The following is a 12229-nucleotide window of genomic DNA, read 5'->3' as shown; positions in this document are numbered from 1 at the left end:
AACAATGACGATCACGCTTGAACCGGCAATACACGGCGACAGGGTTTCACTGCTACGCGTGCTCGGCCCGGCCCATGTCTGGGCGCTTGGCGTCGGCATCGTGCTGGTCGGCGAATTCACCGGCTGGAATTTCTCGGCCGACAAGGGCGGCGCACTGGCGGCGCTGATCGTCTGCTGGGTGGTCGGGCTCTTGTACACTTCGGTCGCCATGATCGACTCCGAGGTGACATCGACGGTTGCCGCCGCCGGCGGCCAATACGCGCAGGCTAAGCACATTGTCGGGCCCCTGATGGCCTTCAACGTCGCGCTGTTCCTGGTCTTTGCCTACACCATGCTGGAGGTTTCGGACGCCATCCTGCTCGGCGACACCATCGTCGCCAAGGCCGGCGTCGAAGGGCTCACCCACAACTCCTTCATTGCCGCCACCATCGTCGTGTTGGCATGGCTGAACTATCGCGGCGTGCTGATGACGCTCAACGTCAACTTCGTCATCACGGCGATAGCCTATGTCTCGATCGTTATCCTGTTCTTCTCGGTCAGCCCCTGGACGCAGGGTGCTGTGCTGAAGCTCAACGAACTGGTCACCCCCGGCAATGCGCTGCCCTATGGCTGGATCGGCGTCATCGCGGCCTTCCAGTTCGGCATCTGGTACTATCTCGGCATCGAAGGCACTACGCAGGCCGCCGAGGAAGTGCGCTCGCCGGCGCGTTCGCTGCCTTACGGCACCATGGCCGGCATGATCACGCTTTTGATCGCCGCCGCCATGACCTGGTATGTCTGCGCCTCGCTGATGCCCTGGGAGTACCTCGGTATCACCTATTATCCCTTGTGGGACGCCGGCAAGCTGACCGGCAGCCCGCTGCTGGAAAACCTGTTGTTCGTCGCCACGCTGCTCGCGGCACTGGCGTCGGCCAATGGCTGTATCAACGATGCGGCCCGCGCGTGGTTCTCGCTTGGACGCGACCGCTATCTGCCGACATGGTTCTCGGCCGTGCACCCGAAATACCGCACGCCCTATCGCTCGATCCTGTTCCTGTTGCCGATCGCGCTCGCCTTCGCCTTCATCGCCGACCTCAACCAGGCGATCACCTTCTCAATCCTGTCGGGCGTGCTGCAATACACCTTCATGAGCATAAACATCATGATGTTCCGCAAAAAGTGGCCGCTGGGCACGATCCGCCGCGGCTATACGCACCCGTTCCACCCGATCCCGGCGATCGTGCTGTTTTGCCTCTGCGTGGTGACCTTCTTTGCGATCTTCCTCGGCTACGGCACGCAGCTGATCGCCATGGTCGCCTTCTACTTCCTGATCTCGCTGTGGTTCCACTTCTACCGTTACCGCTATGTGCGCCGCGGCGACCAGTTCACCATGCCGTGGCCGAAGCCGCAGGGCTATTGACAGGAGAGGCCTGCCGGTCTGGGCGGGCATGGCGTGACGAGGTGTCTGACGTGACGACAGCATTGCTGGCCGGGGCGGTCGCCGTGGCTCTCGTCCTGCACCTCGCCTGGCATGCGCGCGCCAGCCGCAAAAAGGCCAAGGCTGATCTTGCAGCCGAGGCAGCCAGCATCCGGACCGTCATCACAGATGCGGTTGATGTCTCCGATGGCACAGCCGGCGTTGTCACCTGGGCCGGCACATGGAACGGACAGCGCGTGCAGCTGCGCACCATCGTCGACACGCTGGCAACGCGAAAGCTGCCGGCGCGATGGTTGAGTGTCACGATCACAGAGCCGGTTGCGGTGCCGGCGACCTTCGACATGATGATGCGGCCGGGCTCGCCGACGACCTTCTCCAATTTCGATCATCTTCAGCATACGCTGCCGAAGGCTCCGGGATTTCCGGCTGAAGCCGTGCTGCGAACCGACCTCAGGGCGGCGCGCTTTCCGCAGAACCTCATCGCCAGCCTTCTCGACATCTTTGCCGAAGGCCGCGCCAAGGAACTCTTGATCACCCCGAACGGCGTGCGCATCGTCTGGCTGCTGGCCGAGGCCGAACGGGCGCGCTACGGCGTGTTCCGGCAGGCTGCATTCGGCGGCACAAGGCTGGATCCGGCGCTGGTCGAGAGGTTGCTCACCTCAGCCTCGGGGCTGCGCGACGCCATCAACAGACAGGAAAGGCAGGTGGCATGAACGCCCCCCTACCCCCACCGGCAAACCCCTATCTCGTGCTCGGCGCCGCAATCGTCTTGCCGGCCAGCGGCCACGTCATTCTGGGCGTGCCTGTGCGCGGCCTGCAATTCCTGTTCTTCATGGTGATCCTCGCCTGGGTGACAGCCAAGATCGCGCCGGCCGACGCCAGCTTCGTCGGCCGCCACGCCGGCGGCTTCCTGATCTATGCGCTGTCGATCCTCGACGCCTACAAGATCGCCCGCATCCGCACCGCTACATGGATTCACAGCGCCCGCGACGGCAGCGATAGTGCACCAAGCGGCATCGAACCGCATACGTAACTACAGGAATATTTTTTTCATATGATTGAATTCGCACGACGCATTCGATACATCATCGTCTAGTGGTAACGCCGGGAGGCTGACATGTGTGGAATCGTCGGACTTTTTCTGAAAGACAAGTCGCTTGAGCCGCAGCTCGGCTCGATGCTGTCGCAGATGCTGATATCGCTCAGCGATCGCGGCCCCGACAGCGCCGGCATTGCCATCTATGGCGCGCCTTCCAGGAATGAAGCCAAGATCACCATCCAGTCCGCGAAGCCCGAGCGCGATTTCCGCGGCCTCGACGCCGAACTCGCGAAGGCCATCGGCGCGCCGGTGAGCATAGCGGTGAAGTCCACCCATGCAGTGTTGAGAACCGCGCCCGACAAGGTCGATGCCGCGCGCGAAGCGCTGCAGTCAATCCGCCCCGACGTGCGCATCATGGGCGCCGGCGAAGCGGTGGAAATCTACAAGGAAGTCGGTCTGCCGGAAGCGGTCGTCGACCGTTTCGACGTCCGCTCGATGACCGGCACGCATGGCATCGGCCATACCCGCATGGCGACGGAATCGGCCGTCACCACTATGGGCGCGCATCCGTTCTCGACCGGCGCCGACCAGTGCCTGGTGCACAATGGCTCGCTTTCCAACCACAACAATGTGCGGCGTGAGCTGGTGCGGGAGGGCATGAAATTCGAGACCGAGAACGACACCGAGGTCGCCGCCGCCTATCTCTCGTCGCAGATGGCGCATGGCAAGAACCTCGGCGAGGCGCTGGAAGGCACGCTGTCCGACCTCGACGGCTTCTTCACCTTCGTCGTCGGCACCAAGAACGGTTTCGGCGTGGTGCGCGATCCGATCGCCTGCAAGCCCGCCGTCATGGCCGAGACCGATCAGTATGTCGCCTTCGGCTCGGAATATCGCGCGCTGACCAAACTGCCCGGCATAGACAATGCGAGGGTCTGGGAACCGGAACCCGCAACCGTCTATTTCTGGGAGCATTGAGCCCATGCCGGCAACCAAACTTTCGAAGGCGGCGCAAGACCAGGCGTCCCGGGTTTTCGATCTCGATGTTTCGTCATTGCGTGAGCTCAACCAGGCGCTTCACAATCTGACGCCCGGTTCCAACGAGACGGCGTGGGAAGTGCTGCACCCGAAGGGCAGCCATTCGGTTGCCGTCGGCGTCGACCAGCCTGTCAGCATCGATGTGCACGGCAGCGTCGGCTACTACTGCGCCGGGATGAATGACGGCGCTGCGATCACAGTGCACGGCTCGGCCGGCCCCGGTGTCGGCGAAAACATGATGTCGGGCTCGATCGTCATCAAGGGCGACGCCAGCCAGTATGCCGGCGCCACCGGCAAGGGCGGGCTGCTCGTCATCGAGGGCAACGCATCCTCGCGCTGCGGCATCTCGATGAAGGGCATCGACATCGTCGTGCACGGCAATATCGGCCACATGTCGGCCTTCATGGCGCAGTCCGGCAATCTGGTGGTGCTAGGCGATGCCGGCGACGCACTTGGCGATTCCATCTACGAAGCGCGGCTGTTCGTGCGCGGCAAGGTCGAAAGCCTGGGCGCCGACTGCATCGCCAAGGAGATGCGGCCCGAGCATATCGAACTGCTGCAGGGACTGCTCGACCGCGCCGGCGTCACCGGCGTCGCGCCGTCGGAGTTCAAGCGCTACGGCTCGGCGCGCACGCTCTACAATTTCAATATCGACAACGCCGACGCGTATTGAGGGAGCATGACCTACAAGAACCCGCCGACGACGCCGCGCAAATCCGCGACCTTCGACGACTACACGCTTTCCGAGATTCGCCGCGCCGCGGCGACCGGCATCTATGACATCCGCGGCGCCGGCGCCAAGCGCAAGCTGCCGCATTTCGACGACCTTTTGTTCCTCGGCGCCTCGATCTCGCGCTATCCGCTGGAAGGCTATCGCGAGCGGTGCGACACGTCGGTCGTGCTGGGCTCGCGCTATGCCAAGAAGCCGATCGAGCTGAAAATCCCGATCACCGTTGCCGGCATGAGCTTCGGCTCGCTGTCCGGCCCGGCCAAGGAAGCGCTCGGCCGTGGCGCGACCCTGTCCGGGACGTCGACCACCACCGGCGACGGCGGCATGACCGAGGAAGAGCGCGGGCATTCCAAGCAACTGGTCTACCAGTACCTGCCGTCACGCTACGGCATGAACCCCAGGGATTTGCGCCGCGCCGACGCCATCGAAGTGGTCGTCGGCCAAGGCGCCAAGCCCGGCGGTGGCGGCATGCTGTTGGGACAAAAGATTTCCGACCGCGTCGCCGAGATGCGTACGCTGCCGAAAGGCATCGACCAGCGCTCGGCCTCGCGCCATCCGGACTGGACCGGGCCCGACGATCTCGAGATCAAGATCCTCGAACTGCGCGAGATCACCGACTGGGAAAAGCCGATCTACGTCAAGGTCGGCGGCGCCCGCCCCTATTATGACACAGCACTTGCGGTGAAGGCCGGCGCCGATGTCGTCGTCGTCGACGGCATGCAGGGCGGCACAGCGGCGACGCAGGAAGTATTCATCGAAAATGTCGGCCAGCCGACGCTTGCCTGCATCAGGCCGGCAGTGCAGGCGCTGCAGGATCTCGGCATGCACCGCAAGGTGCAGCTGATCGTCTCCGGAGGCATCCGCAACGGCGCCGACGTCGCCAAGGCGCTGGCGCTCGGCGTCGACGCGGTGTCGATCGGCACGGCAGCGCTGGTCGCACTCGGCGACAATGATCCGCGCTGGGAGGCGGAGTACAATGCGCTCGGCACCACCGCCGGCGCCTATGACGACTGGCACGAGGGTCGCGACCCCGCGGGCATCACCACGCAGGACCCCGAACTGATGAAGCGGGTCGATCCGATCGCCGCCGGACGGCGGCTGGCGAACTACCTCAAGGTGATGACGCTGGAGGCGCAGACCATTGCGCGTGCCTGCGGCAAGAACAGCCTGCACAATCTCGAGCCCGAGGATCTCGTAGCCCTCACCATCGAAGCCGCCGCCATGGCCGGCGTGCCGCTGGCCGGCACCAACTGGATACCGGGGAAAAACGGCTTCTAAAAAACACATCAAAATAAGCGAGGAACTATAATGGGGAACGATCTCGCCGCATTCGCCAAAGAGAACGGCGTCAAATATTTCATGATTTCCTACACCGACCTATTCGGCGGCCAGCGCGCCAAGCTGGTGCCGGCGCAGGCGATCGCCGACATGCAGAAGGACGGCGCCGGCTTCGCCGGTTTCGCCACTTGGCTCGACCTGACGCCGGCGCATCCTGATATGCTGGCGGTGCCGGATCCGGATTCGGTGATCCAGCTGCCGTGGAAGCCCGATGTCGCCTGGGTCGCCGCCAACTGCATCATGGACGACAAGGAAGTCGAGCAGGCGCCGCGCAACACGCTGCGCCGGCTGATCGCGGAAGCCGCCACTGACGGCATGCATGTCAAGACCGGCGTCGAGGCAGAGTTCTTCCTGATCTCGCCGGACGGCAGCGTCATCTCCGACAAATACGACACGGCTTCAAAACCCTGCTACGACCAGCAAGCGGTGATGCGCCGCTACGATGTCATCGCCGAGATTTGCGACCACATGTTGGCGCTGGGCTGGAGCCCCTACCAGAACGACCATGAGGACGCCAACGGCCAGTTCGAGATGAACTGGGCCTTCGACGATGTGCTCGCCACCGCCGACAAGCACTCCTTCTTCAAGTTCATGGTCAAGTCGGTGGCCGAGAAACACGGCCTGCGCGCGACCTTCATGCCAAAGCCTTTCCAGGGCCTGACCGGCAATGGCTGCCACGCCCATATTTCGGTCTGGGACAAGGCCGGCAAGGTCAACGTCTTTGCCGATAACGCGATGGAACTCGGCCTGTCGGCCAAGGGCAAGAATTTCCTCGGCGGCATCATGAAACATGCCTCGGCGCTGGCCGCCATCACCAACCCGACGGTGAACTCCTACAAACGCATCAACGCGCCGCGCACCATTTCGGGCGCCACCTGGGCGCCGAACACGGTGACCTGGACCGGAAACAACCGCACCCACATGGTGCGCGTGCCCGGCCCCGGCCGCTTCGAGCTGCGGTTGCCGGACGGCGCCGCAAACCCTTATCTGCTGCAGGCCGTCATCATTGCCGCCGGTCTCGACGGCATCCGCTCCAAGGCCGATCCCGGCAAGCGCTACGACATCGACATGTACCAGAACGGCCACACGGTGAAAGGCGCGCCGAAGCTGCCGCTCAATCTGCTCGACGCGCTTCGCGAATACGACAAGGACAAATCGCTCAAGGCGGCGCTGGGTGAGGAATTCTCGTCGGCTTACCTAAAGCTGAAGCACCAGGAATGGAATTCCTATGCTTCGCACTTCACGCAATGGGAGCGCGACCACACGCTGGACATATAATCGTCCCCGCTGTGCGAGCGACCTCGGAATGACCTGATGAAATATTCGATCTTCTCGCTCGCCCGTGCTGCCCTTTCCGGCCACAAGAATTGGCAGCGCACCTGGCGCGATGCGGCGCCCAAGGACCACTACGATGTGGTGATCATCGGCGGCGGCGGCCATGGGCTCGCCACCGCCTGGTCCCTCGCCAGCGAGTTCGGCATCAGAAACGTCGCCGTGCTGGAAAAGGGCTGGATCGGCTCCGGCAATGCCGGCCGCAACACCACCATCATCCGTTCCAATTACGGCCTGCCCGGCAATACCGGCTTCTACGAGCTTTCGATGAAGCTTTGGGAGCGGATGGAGCAGGACCTCAACTATAACGCCATGGTCAGCCAGCGCGGCGTCCTCAACCTCTATCATTCCGACGCGCAGCGCGACGCTTATGCGCGGCGCGGCAACACCATGCGCATCAATGGCATCGATGCCGAACTGCTCGACCAGGCGGCGCTGAAGAAGATGCTGCCGTTCCTGAATTTCGACCATGCGCGCTTTCCCGTGCAGGGCGGCCTCCTGCAGCGGCGCGGCGGCACCGCGCGGCATGACGCGGTGGTCTGGGGCTATGCCCATGCGGCGAGCGAACTCGGCGTCGACATCATCCAGAACTGCGAGGTCACCGGCTTTGTCCGGGACGGCAACGGCAAGGTGACTGGCGTCGAGACGTCGCGTGGAAAAATCGGCGCCGGCAAGGTCGGCATGGCGGTCGCCGGGTCCTCCTCGCGCGTCGCCGCGATGGCGGGCCTGCGCCTGCCGATCGAAAGCCATGTGCTGCAAGCCTTCGTCTCGGAAGCGATCAAGCCGCTCATCCCCGGCGTCATGACCTTCGGCGCCGGGCATTTCTATGTCAGCCAGTCGGACAAGGGCGGGCTGGTCTTCGGTGGCGACATCGATGGCTACAATTCCTACGCCCAGCGCGGCAATCTGCCTGTCATGGAGGATGTCTGCGAGGGCGGCATGGCGCTGATCCCGATGATCGGTCGCGTGCGGCTGTTGCGCCAATGGGGCGGCATCATGGACATGTCGATGGACGGCTCGCCGATCATCGACAAGACCCCGGTCGACGGGCTCTACCTCAATGCCGGCTGGTGCTATGGCGGCTTCAAGGCGACGCCGGGATCGGGCTTCGTCTTTGCGCACCTTCTGGCGCGTGATGAATCGCACAAGGAGGCGGCTCGTTTCCGCCTCGACCGCTTCCGGACTGGCGCCATGATCGACGAAAAGGGCCAGGGCGCCCAACCGAACCTGCACTGAGGCTGGCGAGATGCGTATTGTCTGTCCCTTCTGCGGCGAACGCGAACTCGGCGAGTTCAGCTATCTCGGCGACGCCAAGCCGGCGCGGCCGGCGGCGGGTGCCGGCGAGGATGCTGTCTACGACTACGTCTATCTGCGCGACAATGTCGCCGGCGTGATGGCTGAGAACTGGTATCACGGCGGTGGCTGCCGGGCCTGGCTGAAGGTCACCCGCAACACGCTGACGCACGAGATCTCGGCGGTGGAGCCGGCGGCGGGCGCCGGGACGAGGCAGGTGGCGAAATGAGCTATCCTGTCGAAATCGTAGCCGTCGCGAAAAGCGCCAGCCCCCTACCTCCCCCTTGTGGGGAGGTCGGACCGAAGGTCCGGGCGGGGGGCTGGNCGGTGCCGCACCCCCACCCCGCTGCTGCGCAGCGACCCTCCCCACAAGGGGGAGGGTGAAGAGCGCGACGGTCCCGCCTGGCATTGGATCGATGAGAGGCCGGCCATCGTGAGTTCCAGCCAATCCCATCGTCTCACATCCGCCGGTCTCATCGACCGCTCGGCGCCGCTCAACTTCCGCTTCGATGGCAAGAGCCTCTCCGGCTTCCAGGGCGACACGCTGGCGTCGGCGCTGGTCGCCAATGGCGTCAAGCTGGTCGGCCGCTCGTTCAAATACCATCGTCCGCGCGGCATTCTGACTGCGGGCTCGGAAGAACCCAACGCGCTGGTCGAACTGCGCACCGGCGCACGGCGCGAGGCCAACACCAAGGCCACGACGGCCGAACTGTATGAAGGCCTCGAAGCGGCAAGCCAGAACCGCTGGCCCTCGCTGCGCCACGATGTGATGTCGGTGAACCAGCTGTTCGCACCGATCTTCGTCGCCGGCTTCTACTACAAGACCTTCATGTGGCCGGCAAAATTCTGGGAAATGGTCTACGAGCCGGCGATCCGACGCGCCGCGGGTCTGGGTCGCGCGGCGGTCACCCCCGATCCGGATCACTACGACAAGGCCTGGGCGCATTGCGATGTGGTGATCGCCGGCTCCGGTCCGGCCGGTCTCGCCGCCGCACTCGCTGCAGGCCGCAGCGGTGCGCGCGTCATCCTGTGCGAAGAAGATTTTGCGCCCGGCGGCCGTCTGTTGTCGGATGGCGGCACGATCGACGGTCTGCCGGCCGCGGAGTGGCTGTCGCGCACACTGGCCGAGCTCAGCTCGATGCCGGATGTCCGCATCATGACCCGCACGACCCTGTTCGGCGTCTATGATGGCGGTACCTATGGCGCGATCGAGCGGGTCAACGATCATCTGCCGGTGCCGCCCGAGCATCAGGTGCGCCAGCGCCTGTGGCGCATCGTGGCCAAGCGCTGCGTCGTCGCCGCCGGCGCGATTGAGCGTCCCATCGTCTTTGCCGGCAATGACACGCCCGGCGTGATGATGGCGTCCGCCATCCGCACCTACGTCACACGTTATGCGGCGACGCCGGCAAAGCGGATCGCGCTGTTCACCAACAATGAGGATGGCTGGCGCACGGTCGAGACGGCACTCGGCGCCGGGCTGCAGATCGCGGCGGTGATCGACGCGCGGCCTGACGTCTCGCCTGCCCATCGTTCTCTCGCTTCCAGGAACGGCTTCACCGTGCTGCATGGTTCGGTCAGCGGCGTCGACGGCGGCAAGGACGGCGTAAGAAAAATAGCGGTGTCGCTGACCGGCGGCGCGCGCGCCGAGGTCGAGGCCGACGGGCTTGCCGTTTCCGGCGGCTGGAACCCGGCGGTCGGGCTGACCTCATACCATCGCGGCCGGCCGAAATGGCGCGACGACATCGCCGCCTTCGTGCCGGACGGCGCGCCGCCCGGTATGGTCGCCGCAGGTGCGGCTAACGGCGACTTCGGGCTAGGCGCCTGCCTGCGCGCAGGTTTCGAGGCCGGCGCCGCAGCGGCGCGGGACGCGGGACGCAATGGCAATCCGGGCTCTGCAGTTGTTGCCGGCGACGAGTCCTTCTCACTGACCCCGCTCTGGCACGTCGCCGGCAAAGGCAAGGCCTTTGTAGACCAGCAGCATGACGTCACCGCGTCCGACATCGAGCTGGCGCAGCGCGAGGGTTTTGAATCGGTCGAGCATCTGAAGCGCTACACCACGCTCGGCATGGCGACCGACCAGGGCAAGACGTCCAATGTCGCCGGCCTCGCCATCATGGCGGCGGTGTCGGGCAAATCCATTCCCGAGACCGGCACGACCATCTATCGCCCGCCCTACGTGCCGGTCGCCATCGGCGCCTTTGCCGGCCACCATCGCGACGAAAATTTCCATGCGACGCGGCTGACGCCGTCGCATCACTGGGCGGCCGAACAAGGCGCGATCTTTGTCGACACCGGCCTGTGGAAGCGCGCGCAATGGTATCCGCGCGCGGGCGAGAAGGACTGGCTGGAATCGGTCACCCGCGAGGTCAAGGCGGTGCGCTCGGGCGTCGGCTTCTGCGATGTCTCGACGCTGGGCAAGATCGATGTGCACGGCCCCGATGCCGGCGCCTTCCTCGACCGCGTCTACATCAACACCTTCTCAAACCTTGCCGTGGGAAAAGCCCGCTACGGGCTGATGCTGCGCGAGGACGGCCTCGTCTATGATGACGGCACGACCTCGCGGCTGGCCGAGGACCATTATTTCCTCACCACGACCACGGCGAAGGCCGGGCTGGTGATGCAGCATCTCGAATTCTGCCGGCAGGTGCTGTTCCCGGAACTCGATGTGCAGCTGACCTCGGTCTCCGACCAGTGGGCGCAGTTCTCGATTGCCGGGCCGAAGACGCGTGACCTGCTCAGGGAAATCGTCGATCCGGCCGAAGACCTGTCCAACGAAGGTTTTCCGTTCATGGGTGCGCGCGAAGTGGCGCTGCGCGGCGGCATCAATGCGCGGCTGTTCCGCATCTCCTTCTCCGGCGAAATGGCGTTCGAGATTTCGGTGCCGGCCCGCTTTGGCGAGGCGATGGCGCGCAATCTGATGCTGGCGGGAAAGCCGTTCGGCGTGACGCCTTACGGCACCGAGGCGCTTGGTGTCATGCGGGTCGAAAAAGGCCATATCGCCGGACCGGAACTGAGCGGCACGACGACCGCCGCCGATCTCGGCCTCGGCAAGATGATGTCGACCAAGAAGGATTTCATCGGCCGCGTCATGGCCGGCCGCGAGGCGCTGGTGGCGACGGACCGGCAGGTCGTGGTCGGCATCAAGCCCGTCGACATTGCGCGCCGCCTACGCTCCGGCGCGCACATCATCCCGAAGGGCCAGACGCCCGGGCCTGATAACGACCAAGGCTACGTCACCTCGGTCTGCTTCTCGCCGACGCTCGACCAGTGGATCGGTCTCGGCCTTGTCGAGCGCGGCCGCGAACGCATCGGCGAGATCGTCCATGCGCACGACCCGTTGCGCGGCGAAGACTATGATGTCGAACTCTGCAATCCCGTCTTTTACGATCCGGATGGAGGGCGCCAGCGTGGCTGAGTTTTCCTGGGATGTTCGTAGTCCAATCGAGCGGGCACTTGTTGTCGGGCCTTACGGCGCGAACGGCAATGTCGGCGTGTTGCTGACCGAAATCCGCAATTTCGACCTGATCCAGGTGATGGCGCGGCGCGGCAAGGCGGGAGATTTGGCCAACGCCGCGAAGGCAAGCTTCGGTGTTGCGGCTCCTGAGACACCCAAGGCGGTGCAGACTTCGGATGCGACGCTGATCTGGTCGGGACCGGACCAGTTCTTCGTGCTGTTGAAGGGCGGCAAGCATGGGACTGAAGCACTCGCCCAGACGTTCGCGTCTTCCGCTTCGCTATCGGACCAGTCGCATGCGCGAGTGCTGATCAGTATCTCCGGTACCAAGGCGCGGGCGATGCTGGGCAAGCTGTCGTCGATCGATCTGCATCCCGATGCATTTCTGGTTGGGGCGGCTGCCGCGACCTCGATGGATCACACCAGCGTCACGCTCTGGCGCGGGAATGACCGGCCGGATGGGCAGGCGGTGTTCAACGTGCTGATGTTTGCGACATTTGCTGAAAGTCTGTGGCACACGATGCTGGATTCGGCGGCGGAGTATGGTGTCGAGATCGGGCATTCCGAGGATTTGGCGTAGCGCTTGTGCGC

The 12229-nt window shown here is 64.4% G+C and carries 11 protein-coding genes; all 11 read left to right on the top strand.

Annotated features, from left to right (window positions below; all coding sequences use genetic code 11):
• The first annotated feature begins 4 nt into the window (after positions 1-4).
• The 11 genes from X756_RS156510 to X756_RS156560 all read left to right on the top strand — a co-directional run bounded on the left by X756_RS156510 (position 5) and on the right by X756_RS156560 (position 12218).
• Positions 5-1399, top strand: coding sequence for an APC family permease (locus tag X756_RS156510; RefSeq protein WP_023668547.1), 1395 nt, complete (start codon positions 5-7; stop codon positions 1397-1399).
• A 41-nt stretch (positions 1400-1440) separates the two neighbouring features.
• Positions 1441-2130 (top strand): hypothetical protein, encoded by a 690-nt coding sequence (locus X756_RS156515; RefSeq protein ID WP_023729275.1) that lies wholly within the window; start codon positions 1441-1443, stop codon positions 2128-2130.
• Complete coding sequence (locus X756_RS156520; RefSeq protein ID WP_023729274.1) at positions 2127-2450, top strand: hypothetical protein; 324 nt, start codon at positions 2127-2129, stop codon at positions 2448-2450. The genes X756_RS156515 and X756_RS156520 overlap by 4 nt, the downstream gene beginning before the upstream one ends.
• An 84-nt stretch (positions 2451-2534) precedes the next feature.
• Positions 2535-3431 carry a glutamine amidotransferase family protein gene (locus X756_RS156525; protein WP_023668550.1) on the top strand — a complete coding sequence of 299 codons (897 nt, stop codon included), beginning with the start codon at positions 2535-2537 and terminating at the stop codon, positions 3429-3431.
• Between the two features lie 4 nt (positions 3432-3435).
• Positions 3436-4164 carry a GXGXG domain-containing protein gene (locus X756_RS156530; protein ID WP_023729273.1) on the top strand — a complete coding sequence of 243 codons (729 nt, stop codon included), beginning with the start codon at positions 3436-3438 and terminating at the stop codon, positions 4162-4164.
• A gap of 6 nt (positions 4165-4170) precedes the next feature.
• The gene (locus X756_RS156535; protein ID WP_023729272.1) at positions 4171-5499 is read left to right on the top strand and encodes an FMN-binding glutamate synthase family protein; all 1329 of its coding nucleotides are present in this window, start codon (positions 4171-4173) and stop codon (positions 5497-5499) included.
• Between the two features lie 30 nt (positions 5500-5529).
• On the top strand, positions 5530-6837 hold the full coding sequence (gene glnT / locus X756_RS156540; protein WP_023668553.1) for a type III glutamate--ammonia ligase: 1308 nt from the start codon (positions 5530-5532) through the stop codon (positions 6835-6837).
• Positions 6838-6873: 36 nt separating this feature from the next.
• Positions 6874-8127, top strand: a complete 1254-nt coding sequence (locus X756_RS156545) for a sarcosine oxidase subunit beta family protein (protein ID WP_023729271.1) — start codon at positions 6874-6876, stop codon at positions 8125-8127.
• 10 nt (positions 8128-8137) lie between these two features.
• Positions 8138-8413 carry a sarcosine oxidase subunit delta gene (locus tag X756_RS156550; RefSeq protein ID WP_023729270.1) on the top strand — a complete coding sequence of 92 codons (276 nt, stop codon included), beginning with the start codon at positions 8138-8140 and terminating at the stop codon, positions 8411-8413.
• 204 nt (positions 8414-8617) lie between these two features.
• Positions 8618-11599, top strand: coding sequence for a sarcosine oxidase subunit alpha (locus X756_RS156555; protein ID WP_023729269.1), 2982 nt, complete (start codon positions 8618-8620; stop codon positions 11597-11599).
• Positions 11592-12218: a sarcosine oxidase subunit gamma family protein gene (locus tag X756_RS156560; RefSeq protein ID WP_023729268.1), complete on the top strand. Its 627-nt coding sequence runs from the start codon at positions 11592-11594 to the stop codon at positions 12216-12218. The genes X756_RS156555 and X756_RS156560 overlap by 8 nt, the downstream gene beginning before the upstream one ends.
• The last annotated feature ends 11 nt before the right edge of the window (positions 12219-12229 follow it).

It is taken from the genome of Mesorhizobium sp. LNJC405B00 (genome assembly GCF_000502615.1).
Classification (GTDB): domain Bacteria; phylum Pseudomonadota; class Alphaproteobacteria; order Rhizobiales; family Rhizobiaceae; genus Mesorhizobium.
This window is presented reverse-complemented; position numbering and strand designations above follow the sequence as displayed.

Excerpts from the sequence above, each read along its gene's own strand:
- X756_RS156535 (WP_023729272.1), top strand. The coding sequence starts at position 4,171 with ATGACCTACAAGAACCCGCCGACGACGCCGCGCAAATCCGCGACCTTC.
- X756_RS156510 (WP_023668547.1), top strand. The coding sequence starts at position 5 with ATGACGATCACGCTTGAACCGGCAATACACGGCGACAGGGTTTCACTG.
- X756_RS156530 (WP_023729273.1), top strand. The coding sequence starts at position 3,436 with ATGCCGGCAACCAAACTTTCGAAGGCGGCGCAAGACCAGGCGTCCCGG.
- X756_RS156525 (WP_023668550.1), top strand. The coding sequence starts at position 2,535 with ATGTGTGGAATCGTCGGACTTTTTCTGAAAGACAAGTCGCTTGAGCCG.
- X756_RS156545 (WP_023729271.1), top strand. The coding sequence starts at position 6,874 with ATGAAATATTCGATCTTCTCGCTCGCCCGTGCTGCCCTTTCCGGCCAC.
- X756_RS156550 (WP_023729270.1), top strand. The coding sequence starts at position 8,138 with ATGCGTATTGTCTGTCCCTTCTGCGGCGAACGCGAACTCGGCGAGTTC.
- glnT (WP_023668553.1), top strand. The coding sequence starts at position 5,530 with ATGGGGAACGATCTCGCCGCATTCGCCAAAGAGAACGGCGTCAAATAT.
- X756_RS156520 (WP_023729274.1), top strand. The coding sequence starts at position 2,127 with ATGAACGCCCCCCTACCCCCACCGGCAAACCCCTATCTCGTGCTCGGC.